Here is a 20,755-nt window from a genome sequence, read left to right on the forward strand (position 1 = left end):
CGACTGCAATGATCTTGTCCGTATGCTCAGGATGGCGGCCGGTATCGATCACCAGTAATTCACGCGGTCCCTCGAACACAATCGAGTTCCCATCCGGCTGCGCCTCTTTCGGCAGCTTGCCTTCGATGAAGGTGTACGGCGTTGCGGTGGCCGCCAGCAGCAGGGCCAGGGATGCAGTCAGAGTCATTCAGGGTTCCTCAAAGCTTGTCCAGTTCCGTTCCTCAGCCAACGCTTCGAATGCGTTGCCGGCGCGTCGGCTTGGTGTCATAGCGCGGGGTCCATTGTCCATCAACCTGGACCTCGTAGGCGGAAAAGCTAAAGGGGATCAACTGCCGCGCAAGAGGATTGGGCGAGGACATCAAATGGAAATGCAAATGCGGTACGAGGGATTGGCCGCTGTCGCCCACTTCCGCCACGGGCTGCAACGCCTCGACCACATCGCCAGAGGCTACGCGCAGGGAGCCGTTGCGCGCATGCGCCAGGAAGGCGTACACCTCGGGATGTTCGATCGATTCGATCACCAGGTGGTTGCCCGCGAGGGGGAGGATGTCGCCCGTCTGCGTGGCCTCCAGGGCCGCGAAGCGCCGCTTTTCCTCCGCTGAGAATGCCGAGCGCACATTCCCTGCCAGTTTCATCAGGTAGCTTTGCGGGCGTTCTTCCCAGCCGTCCTGCGCCGCCACTACCCGGCCGGCAAACGGGCTGACAATCGGCTGGCCCCAGCCAAGGTAGTCTTCGTACGGCACCGCCGTCAACAGTTCACGCCATGCCGAAACCCGGGTCGCCTTCAAGCGCCGGTCGAGGCGCATGAAATCGAATGCCAGCTCATGGCCCGGCTCTGTGCCATCGGCGCCGACATACCATTCACCAAGCAGGGGGACTCGAACCGACAGGGGCGCCGTCATCATCACCTCTAAACGGCCAGCAGCACACCGTGCTGTGCCGACGCCTTCGTGATTAAAGCGCCGGCTTCATCGCGGAAGCGGGCCAGGCTCGGTCCTGCTTCATGGAGGGTAAGCGCCTCCTGGCTGGCATAGGCCTCGAACAGCACCACCGAGTTTGGGTTGTCGCTTGACGCCACGATCTCGAACTGCAGCGTCCCTGGCTCGGTATCCAGGCATCGCTGCTTATGTTCCATGAGCGCTTGCAGGAAGGCCGCTTTCGCGCCAGCCTGGAACTCAATGGTCACGACGAGGGCAACTTTTTCCATGTGGTCCTCGCTAGGTCAGGCCGGCCACAGGCCGACAATTGCGAAGGCGGCGGCATCCAGTTCGCTGAACGCCCGGCCTGTCATGCCCTCGACCGGCCCGAAGACCGCTGCGGCACCGGGAAGGGCAATGAACATCACACCGCCAGGCATATTCAAAGAAGTCTCCCCCGACAAGTCAAAGTATCGTTAGCATCTTACTATGCTTGCTGCGGGATGTAGAGCTGGTCGGCGACTTTCTTCAGCTCGTGCCCTGGCATCAGCTGTTCGCTGATGGTGAGGATGGAAAACAGGTTCCTTTTCAAATCCGCTTCCGGCAGATCGCCTTCGCGCAAGGCTGTCTGCAGCAGGTGCAGGGCCATATCGGCCAGCAGGATGCGTTGTTTGTCCGGCCAGGTGGGATCGCCACGCTTCGACGAATCTTTCCGGTACAACGACTCCGTCAGGTCATGGGCCTTGCGCCCCAAATCCAGAATTTCATTCCGCGCTACATTATCCATACACATTTCCATCCGCAAGAAGGTTGCGCTTTAATTTCCCCGACATCCGAAGGGAAGCGCGCCCTCGCATATCGTCTCCGTTTGCCCTGTATCAATGGCGGAAAACCTGACTCCCGTAAAGTGAAGTTTTTCTAGCCTTTGGGGGCACCATACTATGTTACTGAGTAAGGCGCACGGCGCCTTGTTTTGCTGCCTCAATCTGGCGATTTCTTGCTGCCCTGCCGGGGAGCTGACCTGCCCCGCTTCCATCACTTCAAGCGAAGCGATAACTGCCCAGGTCAGCGGGTGGGAGGCAGTATCAACCCCACAGGTACATGAGCTGGAGAACGCCCAGGTCTATGACGGGCATCCGAATGACACGGCTTCACTGGTGCCGGACAAAAGCAGCAGCCGTGGACATGTGCATCAGGCCACCTGGCTCCTTGCTGCGGAAAGGGAGCGGGACACCTGGGTAGGCTGCAGCTACAAAAACAGCTCGCTCCTCCTTGCGCAAAAGGTGCCCCCGCATGCTCGCCGTTGCGTCCTTACCTACCAACGGAAAGGGAAGTCCCGACCAGGCGAGCTGACTGGCGTGGAATGCCGATAGCGCCTGGTCAAAGCTGCGCCAGCGCGCGCTCGATATCGGCGATCAGGTCGTCCGGGTCTTCCAGGCCGATGTTGAAGCGCACCAGCGTGCCCTTCCCGCTCCAGTTCTTGCGCATGGCGTGGATGCGGTACGGGATGCACAGGCTGTGCGCACCGCCCCAGCTGTAGCCAATCCCGAATAACTTGAGCGAGTCGACGAAGCGGTCCGTTTGCGCCTCGCTGTACTTTTCGTCGAACAGTACGGAGAACAGGCCGCCAGCGCCGGTGAAGTCGCGCTTCCAGAATTCGTGGCCGGGACAGTCTTCAAACGCCGGGTGCAGGACTTTGCTGATTTCCGGTCGCGCTTTGAGCCAGGCAGCGACTTTGCGCGCGGCGGCGTCGTGCGCGTCGAAACGCAGCTTCAGCGTGGGCAGGTTGCGCAGGACGAGGTAGGTGTCGTCGGCGCTGACGCCCAGGCCGAGCCGCATGTGGGCCATGCTGAGGCGTTCGTGCAGCAGTTTATCGCGCGTGACCAGGGCGCCCATCAGGACATCGGAGCCGCCAGACTGGTATTTGGTCAGGGCCTGCATGACGATGTCGATGCCGAGGTCGAAACCGCGCAGGGCCAGGCCGGCGGACCAGGTGTTGTCGAGGGCTGTCAGGACGCCCTTCTGTTTGGCGGCTGCGCAGATGGCGCGCAGGTCGGGCACTTCCATCGAGACCGAGCCGGGGGCTTCGGTCCAGACCAGCTTTGTGTTGGGCTGGATCAGTCCTGCGATGCCGGCGCCGATCATCGGGTCGTACAGGCGGGCGCTGATGCCGAAGTCGGTGGACAGCCAGCGTGCGAGGTCGCGGTTCGGGCTGTAGACGTTATCGGGCAGCAGCACGTCGTCGCCGGATTTCAGCAGCGCGAAGTTGCACATCGCGATGGCAGCAAGTCCGCTGGGGGCCAGCAGGCAGTGCTTGCCGCCTTCGATCTCGGCCAGGCGGGCTTCGAGGGTGAAGGTGGTGGGAGTGCCGTGCAGGCCGTAGGTGTAGGCGTTCTTTTCCTTCCAGTCGCCCGAGCGCATGGCGGCGACGTTCTTGAACAGGACGGTGGAGGCGTGGTGGATCGCGCTGGAGAAGGCTGCAAAGCCTTCGGGCGGCACGTAGTCCGTGTGGATGATTTGGGTTTGCAGGTGCTTTTTGGTCATGGCACCTATTCTAAACCGGGAAACCCGGAAACCCGGAAACCGGGGTGTGTCCCCCCCGGGGCGACCCCCCCGGGGCGGAGGGGCCGGGGGTTGGGGGTTTGGGTGTTTGTTTTGGGGCAAAAAAAAAAACACCCACCCCCCAACCCCCGCAGAAGGTTTGTGTGTTTTTTTGTTTTTTTCTCCTCCCCACATTCAAACCCCCGCCCCCCCCCAACCCCGCGCCGGGGGGGGCCCCCCGCGCGGGGTCAGACCCCGGCTGTGCGAAGGCCGCGGGTTTGGGTGTATGCCTTTGACTTTTCGCGAAAAATCAAAAGCGCACACCCGAAAACCGCGGCCTACGTGTTGCTGGGGTCTGACCCTTGGGTCAGACCCCGGTTTACCGGGTTTACTGCGCCTCACCCCACAGGTCGTGCGCATCGGAAGTGGTGATTTCAACGTCAAAGAACTGACCAACCGCCAGCTTCTTCTTCGGATCAAACGGCCGCTTAACGTGAACCACGCCATCGATCTCCGGCGCATCCGCCGCCGAGCGACCAATCGCACCGCTAGGGGTCAGCTCATCGATCAGCACCTTCACAGTCTTGCCCACCTTGGCCTTCAGGCGCTGGCGCGAAATCTCTTCCTGCAGCAGCATCACGCGGCCGCGGCGTTCTTCGCGCACTTCCTCCGGCACCGGATTATCCAGCTCATTCGCCGTCGCGCCCTCCACCGGCGAGTAGGCGAAGCAGCCCAGGCGGTCGATCTGCGCTTCCTTCAGGAAGTCCAGCAGGTACTCGAACTCCGCCTCGGTCTCGCCCGGGAAGCCGGCGATGAAAGTGGAACGGATCACCAGGTCCGGATTCATCTCGCGCCACTTCAGGATGCGGTCCAGGTTCTTCTCGCCCGACGCCGGGCGCTTCATGCGCTTCAGCACATCCGGGTGCGCATGCTGCAGCGGGATATCCAGGTAAGGCAGCACATGGCCGTCGCCCATCATCGGGATCACTTCATCCACGTGCGGGTATGGGTAGACGTAATGCAGGCGCACCCAGGCGCCGTACTGCTTAGCCAGCTCGCCCAGGGCCTGGGTCAGCTGGGTCATATGGGTCTTCACCGGACGGCCGTTCCAAAAACCGGAGCGGAATTTCACGTCCACGCCGTAGGCCGAGGTATCCTGCGAGATCACCAGCAGCTCCTTCACGCCGGCCTTGAACAGGTTCTCCGCTTCCAGCATCAGTTCCGCGATCGGGCGCGACACCAGGTCGCCGCGCATCGATGGGATGATGCAGAACGAGCAGCGGTGGTTGCAGCCTTCGGAAATCTTCAGGTAAGCGTAATGCTTCGGGGTCAGCTTAATGCCTTGCGGCGGCAGCAGGTCGATGAATGGTTCGTGCGGCTTGGGCAGGTGGGTGTGCACCTGGGCCATCACCTCGCCCACCGCGTGCGGGCCGGTCACGGCCAGGACTTTCGGGTGGACTTTCTGGATGATGTCGTCGCCGTCCTTGTCCTTCTTGGCGCCGAGGCAGCCGGTCACGATGACCTTGCCGTTTTCAGCCAGCGCTTCGCCGATGGCGTCCAGCGATTCCTGCACGGCAGCGTCGATGAAGCCGCAGGTGTTCACGATCACCAGGTCGGCACCGTCGTACGACTTGGCGGTTTCGTAGCCTTCGGCGCGCAGCTGGGTCAGGATCTGTTCGGAGTCGACCAGCGCTTTCGGGCAGCCGAGGGAGACAAAACCAACTTTGGGTGCGGGGGTGCCTTCGGCGGGGGTGATGCGGGTGATTTGCTTGGATTGCATGGCAGATAGCTGATGATTCAGGGCAATCCACCATTATAGCAAAAGCGGGAGGCTAGCTCCCGCTTTCACAGCTTACTTTTTGTCCGTCGGCGGCGGCGCAAACGGGAACGAGCCGAAGATATTCTTGCTCTGGTTCTGCATCTGCTCCTGCATTTGCACAAACAGGCTCTTGGACTGGTCAATATAGTTATTCATCATGCCCTGCATGATCGGCGCCTGCACGTTCATGAACTGGGTCCACATTTCCGGGCTAAAGGTTTTGCCGTCGAAACTGGCCGCGCCCTGGGTGAATTTGCGCTGGATATCGGTAAATGCCTGGATATTCTTTTCCAGGTAAGACCCCATCATGCCCTGCATGGCGTGGCCATAGAAACGGATGATCTGGGCCAGCACATCGGTGGAGAACATCGGCACGCCGCTCGCTTCCTCTTCCAGGATGATCTGGAGCAGGATGCTGCGGGTCAGGTCTTCGTTGGTTTTGGCATCGACCACGGTGAACTCCTCGGCATCGAGCACGAGCTGTTTCACGTCGGTCAGGGTAATGTAGGAACTGGTTTGCGTATCGTAAAGACGGCGATTCGGGTATTTCTTAATCAAGCGTTCTGTACTTTTCTTTGCACTACTCATCACAAGTCCATTTATTGCGCCGCAGCGCGTTTACCTGCCGTTGATAATATTTGCGACCCCATTATAGGGCGAAAAAAAAGCTTTTGGCACGACAATGTTATAAGTTAACCGATTGTCGTGGCCAATATTGCAACGCAACTTAATATTGCCGATCTTTAATCAGCTTTTGCCTTCACGTAACGTCCGGGTGCCGGCTCGATCGGCTGGAAAGTCGCATTTCCCAGCTTGGTGCGGGCTTTCACGTCCTTGCCGCCATGCTCGGCCAGGAAGGCCGCCCAATCCGTCCACCAGCTGCCCGGATGCTCCACGGCGCCGGCAAACCACTCGTCCGGGCTGGCGGGGCGGGCATCGTTGGTCCAGTAGCTGCGCTTCTTCTTGGCCGCCGGGTTGATCACACCCGCAATGTGGCCGGAAGCGCCCAGGATGAAGGTGTTCCGGCCCGGCTTCTTCGGGTTCAGGATCTTCGTCGACTGGTAGGCCGAATTCCACGGCACGATGTGGTCTTCGCGCGAGGCGTAGATGAAGGCCGGCGCGTCGATTTTCGACAGGTCCACTTTCTCGCCCGCCACGGTCAGCTTGCCCGGCACTTTCAGGCTGTTTTCCAGATAGGTGTTGCGCAGGTACCAGCAGAACATCGGGCCCGGCAGGTTGGTAGAGTCCGAGTTCCAGTACAGCAGGTCGAATGGCGGCGGTTCATTGCCTTTCAGGTAGTTGGACTGGACATAGTTCCACACCAGGTCGTTCGGTCGCAGGCTGGAAAAGGTGCTGGCCAGGTCGCGTCCCGGCATCAGGCCGCCGTTCTTCAGGGTCTGCTCGCGCAGCTGCACCTGCGGCTCGTCCACAAACACGTTCAGCACGCCGGTATCGCTGAAGTCGAGGAAGGTGGTCAGCAAGGTGACCGCCGCCGCCGGCTGCTCGCCGCGCGCCGCCATTACGGCCAGCGCGGTGGACAGCAAGGTGCCGCCGACGCAGAAGCCAAGCACGTTCAGCTTGTCCTGCTTGCTGATCTCGCGCGTGATGTTGATGGCGTTGATGGCGCCCTTCTCGATGTAGTCGTCCCAGGTGGTCTTGGCCAGCGACTGGTCCGGGTTGCGCCAGGACACCAGGAACACGGTATTGCCCTGCTCCACCGCGTAACGCACCAGCGAATTCTCCGGCTGCAGGTCGAGGATGTAGTATTTGTTGATGCAAGGCGGCACCATCAGCAGCGGGCGCTCGTGCACGGTCTTGGTCAGCGGCGCGTACTGGATCAGCTGGAACAGCTCATTCTCGTACACCACCGCGCCTTCGGTCGTGGCCAGGTTGCGGCCCACTTCAAAGGCTTTTTCATCGGACAGGGAAATATGGCCCTTCTGGATATCGCCCAGCAGGTTGGCCAGGCCCTTGGTCAGGCTCTCGCCCTTCGATTCGATCAGCTTCTGGTGCGCTTCCGGGTTGGTGGCCAGGAAATTGGCCGGCGACATCGCGTCCACCACTTGCTGCACGGCGAAGCGGATTTTCTGCTTCTGCTGCGGGGTTGCATCAACGGCTTCCGCCATTTGCATCAGGAATTTGCTGTTCAGCAGGTATGATGCCGCATTGAACGCGGACACCGGATTGCCCTGCCAGGCTTCGGACGAGAAGCGGCGGTCCTTCACCGACGGCGATTTGCCGCTCAGGAATTCCTGCCACAGTGCAGTGAACTCGCCCATATAATCGTTCCTCAGCTGCTCCATCGCTTCCGGGCGCACGGCGGCACCGGCATCGCGCAGCAGCGCAGCGCCTGGCACCACATCCATTTCCGGCATCATTTTGAACCAGGACTGCCATTGGTTCGGGTCGCTGACTTGTGCCATCCAGGCGTTTGCGAAGGCTTGCGGGTCGGGCATGTTCATTTTTGAGTCCGTTAAAAATACAATTTTTGGAAAAAAAATGCTGATTGTTGCTGTTGCCTGGCTCTACGTCACAGTGCTGATGGCGTTCACGGAACCTACCGTGGTCGCCGGCATCATGACTTTCCTGTTCTATGGCGTGTTGCCATTAGGAATACTATTTTATCTAACAGGTGGCAAACGCCGCAAACGCAAACGGGCAGCCGAAGCCGCCCGTCGCGATGAACCACCTACTGTTTGATCCAGATCAAACTCGCCTGCCGCCCTGTCACCTTGTCGCGGCGATAGGAATAAAAGCGGCTGGCGTCGGTGACCGTGCATAAATCGCCGCCCGCCACGTCGGTCACGCCAACCCGCCGCAATGTGAGCCGCGCCAACGCGTAGATGTCGGCCAGGTACTTGCCTGGCATGCTAACCCGCGGCACGAAGGCGGCGCGCACCGCAGCCTCCTCGCCTGCCGAGCCTGCCGCCCCGGCGAGGAAGGCGGCCAGCACTTCCTCCCCTACTTCAAACTCCTGCGGACCGATGGCCGGGCCGAGCCAGGCAATGATTTCATTGCCCGCCGCGTCCGCTGGTGCCGGCGCCAGCTCGGCACGCATGGCCGCCACCGTCGCCTCCAGCACGCCGCCGGCCAGGCCGCGCCAGCCGGCGTGCGCCGCCCCGACCACGGTGCCGGCGCGGTCGGTGAACAGCACCGGCAGGCAATCGGCGGTCTGGATGGCGCAGATGGCGCCCGGCATGGTGGCGATGCTGGCATCGGCCTCCGGCACGCTGCCGCGCGCCAGGCGGTCGGCCCGGGTTACGGCATTGCCATGCACCTGCGACAGCCAGGCCGGCTCGGACGGCAGGCGTCCGCGCACGATGGCGCGGTTGAATGCCACATTGGCCGGATCGTCGCCGACATGGACACCCAGGTTCAGGCCGCCACCCGCCGTGGCCACGGCCTGCGGGCCCGGGCCGTACGGCTCGGGGCTGACGCCGCCACGCCGGGTGGTGCACACAAAACCGATATTGTCGGGCGCGCCGGGCCAGTCAGGCACCAGCCATTGCGCCCCTTGGAAGGAATGCTGCATTTACTCGTCGTCGAATTCGTCGTCGTAGATATCGTAGTCTTCGTAGTCGCCATGGCCGGCTGCGGCGGCGGCCAGCGCCGCCTCGTCCGGCTCTTCGATGCCGGCGCGCGCCATCAGCTCCAGGAAGTCCTCCGCCAGCGGCACATGCCACTCCATCTGTTCGCCGGTCACCGGGTGGATCAGGCCCAGGCGGCGCGCCTGCAGCGCCTGGCGCGGGAACACGCTGGCCATATGCTGCTTGCCGTAGACCTGGTCACCGATCAGGGAGAAGCCCAGGTGCGCCATGTGCACGCGGATCTGGTGCGTGCGGCCGGTCTCCAGGCGGCACTGCACCAGCGAGACCGGGCGGCCGTCCAGCTTGCCTTCCACCAGGCGCTGGTAGTGGGTGATGGCCGGTTTGGAACCCATGCTGGTCGAGACCGCCATCTTCACGCGGTCCTTCTGGTCGCGGCCCATGGACGCGTCGATCGTGCCGCTCTGGCGCGGGGTGCCCCAGACCACGCACCAGTACTCGCGCTTCACAGTACGCGCCTGCAGCTGGCGCACCAGGTCGGTCTGGGTCGGCAGGTCTTTGCCCACTACCATCAGGCCGCTGGTGTCCTTGTCCAGGCGGTGTACGATGCCGGCGCGCGGCACGCCGCCCAGCTGCGGCCAGCGGTGCAGCAGGCCGTTCAGCATGGTGCCGGACCAGTTGCCGGCGCCTGGGTGCACGACCAGGCCGGCCGGCTTGTTGATGACCAGCAGGTGGTCGTCCTCGAACACCACGTCCAGCGGCACGTCTTCCGGGGTGAAGGCCACGTCTTCCGGGGCCGGCTGCGGGATGACCAGGATTTTCTCGTCGCCGTACACGGTGGCGCGCACTTTGGCGGGTTTGCCGTCGACGGTGATATGGCCTTCCTCGATCCACGATTGCAGGCGGCCACGCGAGAATTGCGGCACCAGGCGCGCCACAACCTTGTCCAGGCGCTCGCCGCAGACTTCCTTGGTCAATTCGAGTTCAATCGGGGCCAGCGGGTCGCCCGCAGGCGCATCTTCACCAAAATCACCTTCAAAATCGGCGTCAAAATCGTTATCAGGCATTTGTTCTGCCGAATTCATCTCAGGTTTCAATATCACAGCATTCCCATCGGCTATAATCAGCCAAGTTTAGTATTTTGGTTAACGATTCCTTGCACATCAACATGCAAAAAAAATTATCGGTAGTTGCAGCAACAGTTGTACTGTTTAGTTTGTCTGCTTGTGGCCTGTTCCCAGAACGTGCGGATGAGTCCCGAGGCTGGTCCGCATCGAAATTATACTCGGAGGCCAAGGATGAGCAGGCCAGCGGCAACTATGAACGTGCCGTCCAGCTGTTTGAGCGCCTCGAATCGAGCTACCCATTCGGTACTTATGCGCAGCAGGCGCAGATGGAAGTGGCTTACTCCCACTACAAGGCACAAGACCAGGCCCAGGCCCTGGCAGCCGCCGAGCGCTTCATCAAGCTGCACCCGAACCACCCGAACGTGGACTATATGTACTACCTGCGCGGCCTGATCAACTTCAACGATTCGATCGGCCTGCTGAACTTCCTGTACGAGCAGGACCCGGCCGAACGCGACCCGAAAATGACGCGCGAAGCGTTTGCCGCTTTCAAGGCCCTGGTCGAGAAGTTTCCGAATAGCAAGTATACCCCGGACGCCATCGACCGCATGAAGTACCTGATCAATGCGATGGCCAAGTACGAAGTCTATGTGGCGCGCTATTACTACCGCCGCGGCGCCTACCTGGCGGCGATCAACCGCGCCCAGGGCGTGCTGACCGATTACGCGGATTCGCCGTCGATCGAAGAAGCGCTGGCCATCATGTACCGCGGCTACGACAAAATGGGCAACTTCACCCTGCGCGACGATACCAAGCGCGTGTTCGTCAAGAACTTCCCCGACAGCAAAATGCTGGAGGATGACGGCAGCAAGAAGACCGCCTGGTGGCGTGTCTGGTAAGACCTGCGGCGCCTGCCCCTCGGGGCAGGCGTTTTAGCGTCAGGCTGCGATCTTGCGGCGGAACACCCAGGTCGTGTCATTGGAGGCATCCGCCTCAAACTTGTAACCATCCACATCGAACTTCTTCAGCTTTTGCGGGTCGGTGATGTTGTTCACCGCCGCATAGCGCGCCAGCATGCCGCGCGCGCGCTTGGCGAAGAAGGAAATGATCTTGTATTTGCCGCCCTTCCAATCCTCGAAGACGGGCGTAATCACCGGCATGGCCAGCTTCTTCGGCTTGACCGACTTGAAGTACTCGTCGGATGCCAGGTTGACCAGCACCGGCGAACCTTCCTTGTTCAGCGCCTCGGTGATCATGTCGCCCCAGAACTCGTACAGGTTCTTGCCGCGCGGGTTCTGCAGGCGGGTGCCCATTTCCAGGCGGTGCGGGTGGATCAGGTCGAGCGGCTTGAGCATGCCGTACAGGCCGGACAGGATGCGGATGCGCGACTGGGTGTAATCGAGCTGTTTGGCCGTCATGCTGCGCGCGTCCAGGCCGTCGTACACGTCGCCGTTAAAGGTCATCACCGCCTGGCGCGCCTCGCCGGTATCCTTGGTCCAGCTGGCGTAGCGCGCCACGTTCAGCGTGGAGAGCGCATCCGACAGGTCCATCAGCTCACCCAGTTCCTGCGGCGAGAAATCGCGCAGGCGCTCGATCAACTGTTCCGAGTGATCGAGGAAGGCGGGTTGCGTTGCAAGTTTGGTGGTGGGCGGAGTCTCCAGGTCAAGACTTTTTGCAGGCGACAGCACAATCAGCATAAGATTCAAAATTAAAGCGAAAAACCCCGACATGATACCCGTTCCACCACAAGTTGCACCGAAGCGCATCGTCATCGACACCAACGTCTGCCTCGACCTGTTCGTTTTCCAGGACCCGCGCTGGGCGGGCCTGCTGGCAGCCATCGAAAGCGGCGCGGTCGAAGCGATCACCCGCGCCGACTGCCGCGCCGAATACCTGTTCGTGCTGAACTACCCGCACCTGCCGCTGGACGAGAGCACCAGGCCCCTGAGCGCCGCCCGCTTCGACCAGTACATCAAGGTGGTGCAGCCGCCGGAATCGGGCGTGCGCCTGCCGGTGTGCACCGACCGCGACGACCAGAAGTTCCTGGAACTGGCGCGCGACGCCCAGGCCGACATCCTGATCACCAAGGACAAAGCCCTGCTCAAGCTGGCCAAGCGCCTGGCCAAGGCCGGCATGTTCAAAGTGATCGTGCCGGAGAAGTGGTCGCTGGACGTTTAACTTGGTTTAACTTCGCTTGACTTTTTGGTTTTACCCTCAGGGCAACACTTGTTTTATTTGGCTGCGCTAGAATGGAAAAAACATCCACTTTCCCAGCCAGATGAAACAACTGCAATCCCGCCTGCCTGCTGTCGGCACCACCATTTTTTCGCGCATGTCCGCCCTGGCGGCACAGCATGGCGCCGTCAACCTCGGCCAGGGTTTCCCCGATTTTGCCTGCGACCCCAAGCTGGTCGACATGGTCACCGTGGCCATGCGCGAAGGCTTTAACCAGTACCCGATCGGCACCGGCGCGCCGGTGCTGCGCCAGGCCATCGCCGACAAGATCGCGCGCGTCTACGGCTGGCAGTACGACGTCAATACCGAAATCACCGTCACGCCCGGCGCCACGGAAGCGCTGACCACCGCCATCCTGTGCAGCGTTCACCCGGGCGATGAAGTGATCGTGATTGAACCCGCCTACGACAGCTACCTGCCGGCCATCGAGCTGGCCGGCGGCGTACCGGTGCTGGTGCAGATGGAAGTGGCCGACCATGGCGGCTACAGCGTGCCGTGGCCGTGCCTTGCCGCAGCGGTGTCGGAACGCACGCGCATGATCATCATCAACACGCCGCACAATCCAACCGGCAGCGTGCTGCGCGCCGCCGACCTGGCTGCCCTGGCCGATATCGTTCGCGGCACCGAAATCCTGATCCTGTCGGACGAAGTCTACGAACATATGGTGTACGACGGCGAGCAGCACGAATCGATGTGCCGCCACCCGGAGCTGGCGCAGCGCGCCTTTGTCGTCTCAAGCTTCGGCAAGACCTACCACGTCACCGGCTGGAAGGTCGGCTACGTGGCCGCACCAGCCATGCTGATGGCGGAGTTCCGCAAAGTCCACCAGTACAATGTGTTTTCCGTGAACACGCCCATGCAGCACGGCTTTGCCAGCTATATGGACGATCCGGCGCCGTACGTGAACCTGCCCGCCTTCTACCAGCGCAAGCGCGACTTGTTCCGCAAGGGCCTGGAAGGCAGCCGCTTTGAACTGCTGCCATGTGACGGCACCTACTTCCAGTGCGTGCGCTATGACCGCATTTCCTCCTTGCCGGAGGCGGAGTTCGCCGAATGGCTGACATCGGAAATCAAAGTGGCAGCCATTCCGGTATCGGCCTTTTACCGCGACGGCAAGGATTCCGGCATCGTGCGCTTCTGCTTTGCCAAGAAGGACGAGTCGCTGGCGCTCGCATTGGAGCGACTGGCGCGCGTGTAACCATCGGGGATGACCATGAACCAGTACTTGAACAGCTTGCAGGATCTCGGCATGGAATCCGGGGCGCGCATCGAGCCGCCGCCTTCGGTACTGCATGAACTGAACCAGGCCAACAAGCGGCTGGAAAAGCTGCTGGGCGATTTGCGCAACGAACGCAATGCGGACGTGGATTTGCGCAATATCGCGCGCGATGTGCTGCGCGCGGTGGAGCTTAATCCCGATATCGCCCTGGCCTGCCTGTTCCTGAACCAGATCGCCGGCACGTATGCTGTGCGCCACTGCATCGAGACCGCGATTGTGGTGGTGCTGGTGGCGCGCGGCCTGGGCAAGCCCTCGAATGAAATACTATCTCTGACGGCGGCGGCACTGACCATGAATGTGGGCATGATCCGCCACCACGACAGCTTCCAGTCCAAGCCTGGCTCCCTGAACAGCGAGGAAATGGCGATCGTGCGCCGTCACCCGGAGGACAGCGCGGAAATCCTCAAGTACGCGGGCGTAGAAGACCAGGAATGGATTTCCTGTGTCCTCATGCACCACGAGAACGATGACGGCAGCGGCTACCCTGCCGGTATGACGCGCGAGGAGATCACCCAGAACGCGCGCTTGCTGGCGATTGCGGACCGCTATTGCGCACGGGTTTCGGCGCGCAATTACCGCTGCTCCATGCTGCCGGACGAGGCGCTGGAAAAACTGCTGCACGATCCGGCCCACCCCGCCGATCCGGAATTGCAGGCGCAGTTCCACCGTGAGGTCGGCAAGTTCCCGCCGGGGGTGCTGGTCCGGCTTTCCAATGGTGAAATGGGCGTCGTAGTGTCGCGCGATGGCGGCGACGGCGTGCTGGAGGTGCGCTGCATGCGCGATGCTGCTGGCAAGTCCCTGCCGGCTGCGGTGCATCGCCGCACCGACCATCCCGAATGCGCGATCAGCGAGGCGCTGACCGAGGACCAGGCTGAATTGCGATTCTCAATGAAGCAGATCTGGGGCGCGCAGGCAGCCCTTTAATTCAGCTGCTGCAGGCGGCGTTCCACAAAGCTTTGCAGTTCCGGCGCCAGGCGGCCGATGTCGCGGGCGCGCTGGAAGGCGACTTTTGCTTCCGCGTTGCGCTGGTCGGCTTGCAGCGAGATGCCCATTCCCATCCACCATACGGCATTGCCGGGCTGCAGGCGCACTGCGGCCTGGTAATGGTCGGTCGCCTCGCGATGGCGCCCATCACGCTCCAGCACACTGGCGAACATGGCGCGGTACTCTGCATTCGCTTCCGCATAGGGTAGGCTGCGCTCCAGCGTGTCGATGGAGCCGCCTCCGTGTTCGAGCTGCAAGCGTGCCAGCAGCATCGCCATTCCAGTTTGCTGCGGAGTCAATGCCAAAGCACGCCGTAGATGGCGCATGGCGTCGGATTGACGCTGATTTTCCACCAATACCGCAACCAGGGTCTCGCGCGCAGCGAGGTGGCGCTGATCAATTTCCAGCGCTGCTTCCAGGTCGCTAATCGCCTCCTGGATGCGTGCGCTGAGCAGCTTACTTTGCGCGCGCTCGTACAGCGTTGTGGCCGAGACTTGCACGCCTCCATCGCGCGCCACGGATGTGACCTGGCTCGCGCCGCCGGACGGCTGCTTTGTCGCAGTCATTTTCGGGCTACGCTCGGGTGACGCCTGGCGCGCTTTCGCAACCCGAGCTTCCTTCTCCGGCGCCGCTTTTTGCGCTGGCTGCACTTTCGCCGTGCCAGCCTGCGGTGCTACCGGTGCCGGCAGCGGCAATCCATCGACCATTTGTTCCGGCGGCGTAAGCTGCGGCGCATCCGCCGCCGGCACAGCTTTGATCACACCTTTCGCCGGGGCTACTGGCACCACATTCGCCGCTGGGGCCTTGTTCCAATACCGCCAACCGGCAAAGGCCGCGCCAGCCAACATGATCGCCACACCCAAACCTATGAGCAAAGCAGAGCGGCGGTAAGGCGGCGTATCGGGCACGGCACGCACGGCGTCGGGCATGCCAGCTGCCTGTGGCGCGCCACCGCGCGCATCGAGATCCTGCAGCATTTTGTTAATCAGGCTCATAAACTCAACCGATAGGACAGAACTGCGCCCGCCGCGGCCAGCGCCGCCAGCGCCAACCCCGCGGCAAGCCAAGGCCACCCGCGCCGCTTCAGCAGCGCGGTGTCTTTCGCTGCAAGCTTCACATGGCGGTCGTCGACTTGCTGGCGCCCCTCGCCATACGCCAGCAACATAGCCTTGTGCGCCATGATGTTGATCAGGCGTGGAATGCCGCCGCTCGCTGCGAACAGCCGGCGCACCGCCGCCTTGCTGAACAGCCGCGCGCCGGCAAATCCGGCCACCCGCAATCGATGGGCCAGGTAATACTCCATATCATCACGCGACAAGGCGCCCAGGTCGTGCTGGAAGGTGATCCGTTGGGTAAGCTGGCGTATCGATTGCGCCTGCAAATGTTCATTCAGCTCCGGCTGCCCAAACAAGACAATCTGCAGCAACTTGCGTTTTTCCGTTTCCAGATTGGTGAGCAGGCGCAAGGCTTCCAGGCTCGCTTCAGGAATGGTCTGGGCCTCGTCCACGCAGAGCACTACGCGCTTGCCTTGCGCCGCCAACGCCAGCAGGCGCGCGGTCAGGGACTTCAACAAATTGTGCTGGTCCACGTCCGGCGCCAGCTGCAACTCGAGCTCTTCGGCCAGTGCCAGCATCAGGGTGCGCGGCTCCAGCAAGGGATTGGGCAGGTAGGCCGTGACGAAGCCGTCACCCAGCGTCTTCATGAACTTCCGGCATAACAGGGTTTTGCCGGTGCCGACTTCGCCGGTAATCTTGATGAACCCTTCACCGCTGCGTGCCGCCACCAGCAGGGTGTTCAAGGCCTCCTGCGAATGCGGGCTGTTGAAAAAAAAGCTGGTGTCCGGCGTGATGCCGAACGGAGCTTCGCGCAGGCCGAAGTGGCTCTCGTACATATCAGTAGCGTCCCATTCCCTTGGGATCAAGGCGCTCGATGCGGCGGCTGCTGTCCATCAAATCCTGGCTCCAATCGCTGGCGGCGTCGACGATGGTCGGCTTGATCAGGACCACCAGTTCGCGCTTCTGGATCGAATCAGCGGTGCTTCGGAACAGGCCGCCGATCAGCGGGATACGGCCCGCTACTGGGACCTGCGAACGGTCGGCGCTGGTCGATTGGCGCATCAGACCACCGATCGCAACGACGCTGCCGTTTTCGCCACGCACCATGCTGTCCATCTCCGACGTGGCCGAGGCCGCCAACGGCAGGTTCAGGCTACCCGCCGTGCCGAGATTGATACTCTTGTTCACCGTTGATACTTGGCTCACCGACGGGTGTACGTGCAGGATGATGTTGCCTTTTTCATCGATTTGCGGCGTCACGTCCAGCACTACGCCGGAGAAAAACGGCTGCAAGGTCACGTTGGGCGATACCGTGCCGTTTCCGGTGGCATTGGTATTGGTCGTAGTGCTGACGCCGGTCACGAAGAACTCATCGGTGCCGATTTTAAGCACCGCCTTCTGGTTGTTCAGCGTTGCTATACGGGGGCTGGACAACACATGCACCGTTCCTTGCGACTCCAGGAAGGAAATCAGGGCAGCAAAATTCGCACTCTGGAACGCGATCCCGAACAGCGAGCTGGCGGCACTGGTCGCTGCGGCCAGTGAACTGCCCGGAGTGGCCTGCAAGCCATTCGGCTGCCCCATCACGGACGTCACGCCGTTGATGCGCGGCGCCAGCGTGGTGCCTGGCCCTACCATCCCGGCCGAGATGCGGGAGGAGCCGAAGGCGGCCCAGTTAATGCCTGACTGGGCGTTTTCGCTCAGCTCCACTTCCAGGATTTTCGCTTCCAGGATCACCTGGCGCGCCACCGCCAACTGTGTAGCCTTGAGATAGCGGTCGACATTGCGCAAGTCTTCCGGCATGGCACGGATTACCACCAAGCCCGACTGCGGGCTGACAACAACCGTACGGCCATCCTTACCCACCCCCACGATGGCGTCCAGCGACAACTTCAACTCAGCCCAAAAGTCGGACTCGGAGCGGGTGGTGACGTTGGCCGCCTCGTCCAGCACATTGGCCGTGGGCGAGTTCGGGTCTCCCGGGTTGTTATTGCGGTTCTGACGATTATTGTTGTTGCCGCTGTCGAGGCCGTTATTACTGTTCTGATTATTGTTGCCGACGTTTTGCACCGAGGTCGATGTGACCCTCAAGTTGGAGGAACCGCGCCGCGACGCTGTGAGGTAATTCACCTGGAACATCCGGCTTTGCAGCGTCAGTGGCTTGATCGAGATGCGTGTGCCCTCGATGCGGTAGTCATAGCCGTACATTTCCCGCACCGCCTCCAGGGCCTCCTGGATGGTCACATCCTTCAGGTTGGCGCTGATGGTGCCGCCGACCTCCGGATGCACCAGCATGTTGTAGCGTGTGCCGGCCACCAGGGAATTGAAGAACTGTTGCGCAGGCGCGTCACTGAAGGCGACGTTGAAGCGCTCCTCCAGCACTGGACGCGCTTTGGGCAGCTGCCCGGCAAGCTGGTCGGCAGAAGGCAACAGGGCTTCGGACACTTGGCGCGGCAGCGGTGCGGCAGCGGCGGCGGTCGCAGCGGATTTGACTTCGCTGCTGATGGTGCTGTAAGTCTCGCGCAGCGGGGTCTGGGTGCAAGCTGCCAGCAGCACCAGCGCGGCGGCGCCCACCACCGGGCGGAAAACCTGTGCGACTTTCGGCATAGTATTTCGATTTGTCATGGCTCTTGCGCCTTATCCAGTCCGGATGATACCAACTTCAAGACTTGTTTATGTTTGCCGCGCTGCAGGACTACGGCACGTTCCCGCACTTCCACCAGGACTGCACCGTCCACTTTCCCGCCCAACGGCACGATGGCGCCATCGATGACCGCCAGTTGGCGCCCACCCGGGCGGCGCGCGATCAGCACGGACTGCAACTGCGGCCCCGGCGCGGCGGAGGCAGCGGCAGGGCCACGCTCGGGCTGCGACGCCTGCAATTCGGACGGCGGCCGGGTCGGATCTGGCAATGCCTGCTGTCCGTGCGCGGCGGCGCAGCCGCCCCATGCCAGTAGTAATAAACACATCCTCATAACTGCACCCACGTGTCGTCCAGGCTCAAGGTATATACCGTCAAGGTCAGGCTCGCTTCCGGATGCTTAATCACGCTCAATTTCGCGCTACCCCAGATCAGGCGCGGCGACACTTTCTCCAGCGCTTCCATATAGCCCAGCAAGTCGGCATAGCTGCCGCGCACCTCCAGCTCCACGCCGTGCCGGTACAACAGGGCGACGGGCGCCGGCCCTGCCGAGGGCAGCGCGCCCACCGCCGGGGTGGACTGACTGAATTTCCCGTCCTGCAAGCCACTGACCGGCAATGTCCGCATGGCCGATACCCGCAAGCCGGGGTGTCCGCGCAGAATCTGCTGCAAGAGTGGCACAATACGTTGCGGCTGCACCAGGCCGCGCTTCTTGTCCGATAACTCGTCACCTACAGCGCGCGTCAGTTCCTGAACGGTCGCCAGGCGCTGCCGGAGCGGCGCATTCGGGTCGGCCTCGTATGCCTTCAGGATTGCAGCGATACCTTGGTCCGCCGCGGCAATCTGATCTTGCTGTTGCTGCATGGTGGCGTGCAGCGCATGCCGCTCTACCGTCAGCGGCGCCAGCTTACCCATCCAGGCGATCGCCGCGATCACGACAATGCCGCTGACGAACAGCGCGACGCGCTGCCGGAGCGGCAGGCTGTCGACGCGCTGTTCAAGCTTCAACAGCGCGGCCTTCACGGTTGACCTCCGGCATTGGCCGGCAGCGGCGCCACGCTGCTTCGCAACCTGAACTCCAGGAATCGGGACGTGTCCCCGGCAGACACAGGCGGCGGCAGCGCGCTCAAGACCGGAGCCGGCGTGCTGCCAGCGGTCCCCGGAGGCAGCAGGGACAGGGGCGCGCCTGCCGCCGCGTCAGCCACCGGTGCCTGCGCCGCTGGCGGCCCCATATCCAGCGTCTGGAACGTTTTTCCGCGCAAGACGGGTTCCTCAGCCAGCCGCGACAGGTAGGCCGGCAGCAACGCCGCCTGCAGCACACGCCCCTGCAGGCTTATCTCGTGTGGTTCGCCCTCAATGCCGACCTCGGTCAGCCACAAACCCTGCACGCTTTGGCGCGCCAAGGCACGAAAGTACTGGGCAAAGCCCTGCCCGCCCTCGCCCTCCCCCTGGCGCAACATCGACATCGCTTGTTGCAAGGACTTCAGACGCACTTCCTTCGCCTGCAAGTCCGACTTCAACACGGGGTCGCTGGCGCGCGGAGCGAACTCCAGCTTCACCGCCTCCAACCGCGCCTGGCGCGCCTTCAGCGCCGCATCGCGCAGCACCGCCTCTTCCCGCAGCGGCGCCAGCTGCAGCTGGGCAAACACCACCAGGGCGATGGTCCCAAGCAGCATGACGCCCAGGGCCATGCCCATGCCGCGCGCACCAAAACTGTGGCGCTGCCGCATGAAGACTGGGTTGAAAAGATTGATTTGCTGGCTCATGGCGTCACCAGTTCCTGGCGCAAGGCTGCGCCCAGCGCGAAGAAATAGTAAGCCTGCTGCGCCGGGTCGAGCAACTCCGGCACGGCGGACAGGTCAATGACATCCGCCAGGTTCGTCTGCACCACCGGCATATACATATTCGACGACAGGTAGCTCAAAAGCGCTTCGTTCGAGCCCGGCGCAAGCACCATGCGCGCGATGGAGATAAAACTGAACTGACGTTCAAAATGGTCGAGCGAGCGCTGCACCTCCAGCATCAGTCGGTCCAGTGTCGCATGGCGCAGCTCGGCGTCCTGGTCCTCCAGCAGTTCCGTCGTGACGTCGATGCGGCGCGCCAGGTAAAGTTCGCCCAGGTAAGTCACCGTCAACAAGCCCCCTTGCGGGCCCACCGACAACATGCCCAGCCCCCGGCCGTCCTCTTCCAGCAGGGCCGACACATTGCGCTGCGCGTTTTCCGGAATATCGATGACTTCCAGCGCGACACCGGCATCGAAAAACCGCTCTTGGCGCTGGCGCACGACACTATTGCGCGCGGCCACCACGAACATGCTGGGCGTACGGCCGCTGGCGCGCTCCACCGGTATCGACATGATGTCGAAGGTGGCGTCGTCGACATGAAAGTCCAGCATATCCTTCATCCGCCAGCGCACGGCGGTTTTCAGTTCTTCCTGCGGCACATTCGGCGCTTCCACCGTCAGCATCTGATACTCGCTGGAAGACAGCAGAGTGCTGCAACGATAGCGCATCGCATTGCGCGCGCGCGCCGCGCGGGCCAAGGCCTCCTGCCCGCCCTCGCTTTGCAGCGCCACTTCAGCGCATCCAAGCAATACCGGCGTGGCAGCACCCTGGCGCCGCATCGTCGCCAACGCCATGCCTTGTGCGGTCGGAGCGAAGACCATCCAGGCG

Annotated in this window: 24 protein-coding genes; 6 read left to right on the forward strand and 18 right to left on the reverse strand. The window is 62.2% G+C overall.

Annotated features, from left to right (window positions below; translation table 11 throughout):
* From ACE3TQ_RS17315 to ACE3TQ_RS17330, 4 genes are all read right to left on the reverse strand, one after another.
* A partial coding sequence (locus ACE3TQ_RS17315; RefSeq protein ID WP_374583532.1) for a hypothetical protein occupies positions 1-187 on the reverse strand: 187 nt, incomplete at its 3' end.
* 34 nt (positions 188-221) lie between these two features.
* Positions 222-905, reverse strand: a complete 684-nt coding sequence (locus tag ACE3TQ_RS17320) for a M23 family metallopeptidase (protein ID WP_374583533.1) — start codon at positions 903-905, stop codon at positions 222-224.
* Positions 906-910: 5 nt separating this feature from the next.
* Positions 911-1,207, reverse strand: a complete 297-nt coding sequence (locus ACE3TQ_RS17325) for a putative quinol monooxygenase (protein WP_374583534.1) — start codon at positions 1,205-1,207, stop codon at positions 911-913.
* Between the two features lie 197 nt (positions 1,208-1,404).
* Positions 1,405-1,704 (reverse strand): hypothetical protein, encoded by a 300-nt coding sequence (locus ACE3TQ_RS17330; RefSeq protein WP_374583535.1) that lies wholly within the window; start codon positions 1,702-1,704, stop codon positions 1,405-1,407.
* Between the two features lie 154 nt (positions 1,705-1,858).
* On the opposite strand from ACE3TQ_RS17330, the gene ACE3TQ_RS17335 reads away from it, so the two are divergent.
* Complete coding sequence (locus tag ACE3TQ_RS17335; protein ID WP_374583536.1) at positions 1,859-2,290, forward strand: STY0301 family protein; 432 nt, start codon at positions 1,859-1,861, stop codon at positions 2,288-2,290.
* 7 nt (positions 2,291-2,297) lie between these two features.
* Here the strand turns inward: ACE3TQ_RS17335 and ACE3TQ_RS17340 are convergent, their stop codons facing one another.
* The 4 genes from ACE3TQ_RS17340 to phaC form a co-directional block, all read right to left on the reverse strand.
* Positions 2,298-3,461 (reverse strand): cystathionine beta-lyase, encoded by a 1,164-nt coding sequence (locus tag ACE3TQ_RS17340; RefSeq protein ID WP_374583537.1) that lies wholly within the window; start codon positions 3,459-3,461, stop codon positions 2,298-2,300.
* A gap of 385 nt (positions 3,462-3,846) precedes the next feature.
* Positions 3,847-5,238, reverse strand: coding sequence for a 30S ribosomal protein S12 methylthiotransferase RimO (rimO, locus tag ACE3TQ_RS17345; RefSeq protein WP_374583538.1), 1,392 nt, complete (start codon positions 5,236-5,238; stop codon positions 3,847-3,849).
* Positions 5,239-5,310: 72 nt separating this feature from the next.
* Entirely contained in the window at positions 5,311-5,865 is a 555-nt protein-coding gene (phaR, locus tag ACE3TQ_RS17350; RefSeq protein WP_374583539.1) for a polyhydroxyalkanoate synthesis repressor PhaR, read from the reverse strand.
* A 155-nt stretch (positions 5,866-6,020) separates the two neighbouring features.
* On the reverse strand, positions 6,021-7,739 hold the full coding sequence (phaC, locus tag ACE3TQ_RS17355) for a class I poly(R)-hydroxyalkanoic acid synthase (protein ID WP_374583540.1): 1,719 nt from the start codon (positions 7,737-7,739) through the stop codon (positions 6,021-6,023).
* On the opposite strand from phaC, the gene ACE3TQ_RS17360 reads away from it, so the two are divergent.
* Positions 7,732-7,977: a hypothetical protein gene (locus ACE3TQ_RS17360; protein ID WP_374583541.1), complete on the forward strand. Its 246-nt coding sequence runs from the start codon at positions 7,732-7,734 to the stop codon at positions 7,975-7,977. The two genes, phaC and ACE3TQ_RS17360, sit on opposite strands and share 8 nt — an antisense overlap.
* Here ACE3TQ_RS17360 and pgeF read toward each other — a convergent pair.
* Together pgeF and ACE3TQ_RS17370 are read right to left on the reverse strand one after the other, a co-directional pair.
* Entirely contained in the window at positions 7,967-8,809 is an 843-nt protein-coding gene (gene pgeF, locus ACE3TQ_RS17365) for a peptidoglycan editing factor PgeF (RefSeq protein WP_374583542.1), read from the reverse strand. The genes ACE3TQ_RS17360 and pgeF overlap by 11 nt on opposite strands.
* The gene (locus tag ACE3TQ_RS17370) at positions 8,810-9,889 is read right to left on the reverse strand and encodes an RluA family pseudouridine synthase (RefSeq protein WP_374583543.1); all 1,080 of its coding nucleotides are present in this window, start codon (positions 9,887-9,889) and stop codon (positions 8,810-8,812) included. It abuts the gene before it with no gap.
* 101 nt (positions 9,890-9,990) lie between these two features.
* Here ACE3TQ_RS17370 and ACE3TQ_RS17375 point away from each other — a divergent pair, with 101 nt between their 5' ends.
* Complete coding sequence (locus ACE3TQ_RS17375; protein ID WP_374583544.1) at positions 9,991-10,788, forward strand: outer membrane protein assembly factor BamD; 798 nt, start codon at positions 9,991-9,993, stop codon at positions 10,786-10,788.
* 39 nt (positions 10,789-10,827) lie between these two features.
* Here the strand turns inward: ACE3TQ_RS17375 and yaaA are convergent, their stop codons facing one another.
* A complete protein-coding gene (yaaA, locus tag ACE3TQ_RS17380) occupies positions 10,828-11,586 on the reverse strand; it encodes a peroxide stress protein YaaA (protein WP_374583545.1) in 759 nt (252 codons plus the stop codon).
* 31 nt (positions 11,587-11,617) lie between these two features.
* On the opposite strand from yaaA, the gene ACE3TQ_RS17385 reads away from it, so the two are divergent.
* The 3 genes from ACE3TQ_RS17385 (at position 11,618) to ACE3TQ_RS17395 (ending at position 14,327) form a co-directional block, all read left to right on the forward strand.
* Entirely contained in the window at positions 11,618-12,067 is a 450-nt protein-coding gene (locus tag ACE3TQ_RS17385) for a putative toxin-antitoxin system toxin component, PIN family (RefSeq protein ID WP_374583546.1), read from the forward strand.
* Between the two features lie 100 nt (positions 12,068-12,167).
* Positions 12,168-13,322 carry a pyridoxal phosphate-dependent aminotransferase gene (locus ACE3TQ_RS17390; RefSeq protein WP_374583547.1) on the forward strand — a complete coding sequence of 385 codons (1,155 nt, stop codon included), beginning with the start codon at positions 12,168-12,170 and terminating at the stop codon, positions 13,320-13,322.
* A gap of 15 nt (positions 13,323-13,337) precedes the next feature.
* Positions 13,338-14,327: an HD-GYP domain-containing protein gene (locus ACE3TQ_RS17395; RefSeq protein WP_374583548.1), complete on the forward strand. Its 990-nt coding sequence runs from the start codon at positions 13,338-13,340 to the stop codon at positions 14,325-14,327.
* Here the strand turns inward: ACE3TQ_RS17395 and ACE3TQ_RS17400 are convergent.
* The 7 genes from ACE3TQ_RS17400 to ACE3TQ_RS17430 are packed head-to-tail and all read right to left on the reverse strand — an operon-like array spanning position 14,324 to position 20,748.
* Positions 14,324-15,382 carry a tetratricopeptide repeat protein gene (locus tag ACE3TQ_RS17400; protein WP_374583549.1) on the reverse strand — a complete coding sequence of 353 codons (1,059 nt, stop codon included), beginning with the start codon at positions 15,380-15,382 and terminating at the stop codon, positions 14,324-14,326. The genes ACE3TQ_RS17395 and ACE3TQ_RS17400 overlap by 4 nt on opposite strands.
* A complete protein-coding gene (locus tag ACE3TQ_RS17405) occupies positions 15,379-16,278 on the reverse strand; it encodes an ExeA family protein (protein ID WP_374583550.1) in 900 nt (299 codons plus the stop codon). The genes ACE3TQ_RS17400 and ACE3TQ_RS17405 overlap by 4 nt, the downstream gene beginning before the upstream one ends.
* A 1-nt stretch (position 16,279) precedes the next feature.
* Positions 16,280-18,049 carry a pilus (MSHA type) biogenesis protein MshL gene (gene mshL, locus ACE3TQ_RS17410; protein WP_374583551.1) on the reverse strand — a complete coding sequence of 590 codons (1,770 nt, stop codon included), beginning with the start codon at positions 18,047-18,049 and terminating at the stop codon, positions 16,280-16,282.
* Between the two features lie 14 nt (positions 18,050-18,063).
* A complete protein-coding gene (locus ACE3TQ_RS17415) occupies positions 18,064-18,411 on the reverse strand; it encodes an MSHA biogenesis protein MshK (protein ID WP_374583552.1) in 348 nt (115 codons plus the stop codon).
* A 2-nt stretch (positions 18,412-18,413) separates the two neighbouring features.
* On the reverse strand, positions 18,414-19,106 hold the full coding sequence (gene gspM / locus ACE3TQ_RS17420) for a type II secretion system protein GspM (RefSeq protein ID WP_374583553.1): 693 nt from the start codon (positions 19,104-19,106) through the stop codon (positions 18,414-18,416).
* On the reverse strand, positions 19,103-19,849 hold the full coding sequence (locus ACE3TQ_RS17425) for a hypothetical protein (RefSeq protein ID WP_374583554.1): 747 nt from the start codon (positions 19,847-19,849) through the stop codon (positions 19,103-19,105). Before ACE3TQ_RS17425 ends, gspM begins: the two co-directional genes overlap by 4 nt.
* Positions 19,846-20,748 carry an agglutinin biogenesis protein MshI gene (locus ACE3TQ_RS17430; RefSeq protein ID WP_374583555.1) on the reverse strand — a complete coding sequence of 301 codons (903 nt, stop codon included), beginning with the start codon at positions 20,746-20,748 and terminating at the stop codon, positions 19,846-19,848. Before ACE3TQ_RS17430 ends, ACE3TQ_RS17425 begins: the two co-directional genes overlap by 4 nt.
* Between the last annotated feature and the right edge of the window lie 7 nt (positions 20,749-20,755).

This window comes from Pseudoduganella sp. (genome assembly GCF_041914865.1).
In the GTDB taxonomy this organism is placed as follows: domain Bacteria; phylum Pseudomonadota; class Gammaproteobacteria; order Burkholderiales; family Burkholderiaceae_D; genus Rugamonas.

Bases quoted from the DNA above. Each gene is read 5' to 3' on its own strand.
- ACE3TQ_RS17340 (WP_374583537.1), bottom strand. From the start codon at position 3,461: ATGACCAAAAAGCACCTGCAAACCCAAATCATCCACACGGACTACGTG.
- ACE3TQ_RS17330 (WP_374583535.1), bottom strand. From the start codon at position 1,704: ATGGATAATGTAGCGCGGAATGAAATTCTGGATTTGGGGCGCAAGGCC.
- rimO (WP_374583538.1), bottom strand. From the start codon at position 5,238: ATGCAATCCAAGCAAATCACCCGCATCACCCCCGCCGAAGGCACCCCC.
- phaR (WP_374583539.1), bottom strand. From the start codon at position 5,865: ATGAGTAGTGCAAAGAAAAGTACAGAACGCTTGATTAAGAAATACCCG.
- ACE3TQ_RS17375 (WP_374583544.1), top strand. From the start codon at position 9,991: ATGCAAAAAAAATTATCGGTAGTTGCAGCAACAGTTGTACTGTTTAGT.
- ACE3TQ_RS17405 (WP_374583550.1), bottom strand. From the start codon at position 16,278: ATGTACGAGAGCCACTTCGGCCTGCGCGAAGCTCCGTTCGGCATCACG.
- phaC (WP_374583540.1), bottom strand. From the start codon at position 7,739: ATGAACATGCCCGACCCGCAAGCCTTCGCAAACGCCTGGATGGCACAA.
- ACE3TQ_RS17415 (WP_374583552.1), bottom strand. From the start codon at position 18,411: ATGTGTTTATTACTACTGGCATGGGGCGGCTGCGCCGCCGCGCACGGA.
- yaaA (WP_374583545.1), bottom strand. From the start codon at position 11,586: ATGCTGATTGTGCTGTCGCCTGCAAAAAGTCTTGACCTGGAGACTCCG.
- ACE3TQ_RS17370 (WP_374583543.1), bottom strand. From the start codon at position 9,889: ATGCCTGATAACGATTTTGACGCCGATTTTGAAGGTGATTTTGGTGAA.
- mshL (WP_374583551.1), bottom strand. From the start codon at position 18,049: ATGCCGAAAGTCGCACAGGTTTTCCGCCCGGTGGTGGGCGCCGCCGCG.
- ACE3TQ_RS17395 (WP_374583548.1), top strand. From the start codon at position 13,338: ATGAACCAGTACTTGAACAGCTTGCAGGATCTCGGCATGGAATCCGGG.
- ACE3TQ_RS17335 (WP_374583536.1), top strand. From the start codon at position 1,859: ATGTTACTGAGTAAGGCGCACGGCGCCTTGTTTTGCTGCCTCAATCTG.
- ACE3TQ_RS17385 (WP_374583546.1), top strand. From the start codon at position 11,618: ATGATACCCGTTCCACCACAAGTTGCACCGAAGCGCATCGTCATCGAC.
- pgeF (WP_374583542.1), bottom strand. From the start codon at position 8,809: ATGCAGCATTCCTTCCAAGGGGCGCAATGGCTGGTGCCTGACTGGCCC.
- ACE3TQ_RS17325 (WP_374583534.1), bottom strand. From the start codon at position 1,207: ATGGAAAAAGTTGCCCTCGTCGTGACCATTGAGTTCCAGGCTGGCGCG.
- ACE3TQ_RS17400 (WP_374583549.1), bottom strand. From the start codon at position 15,382: ATGAGCCTGATTAACAAAATGCTGCAGGATCTCGATGCGCGCGGTGGC.
- ACE3TQ_RS17360 (WP_374583541.1), top strand. From the start codon at position 7,732: ATGTTCATTTTTGAGTCCGTTAAAAATACAATTTTTGGAAAAAAAATG.
- ACE3TQ_RS17425 (WP_374583554.1), bottom strand. From the start codon at position 19,849: ATGAGCCAGCAAATCAATCTTTTCAACCCAGTCTTCATGCGGCAGCGC.
- ACE3TQ_RS17430 (WP_374583555.1), bottom strand. From the start codon at position 20,748: ATGGTCTTCGCTCCGACCGCACAAGGCATGGCGTTGGCGACGATGCGG.
- ACE3TQ_RS17320 (WP_374583533.1), bottom strand. From the start codon at position 905: ATGATGACGGCGCCCCTGTCGGTTCGAGTCCCCCTGCTTGGTGAATGG.
- ACE3TQ_RS17390 (WP_374583547.1), top strand. From the start codon at position 12,168: ATGAAACAACTGCAATCCCGCCTGCCTGCTGTCGGCACCACCATTTTT.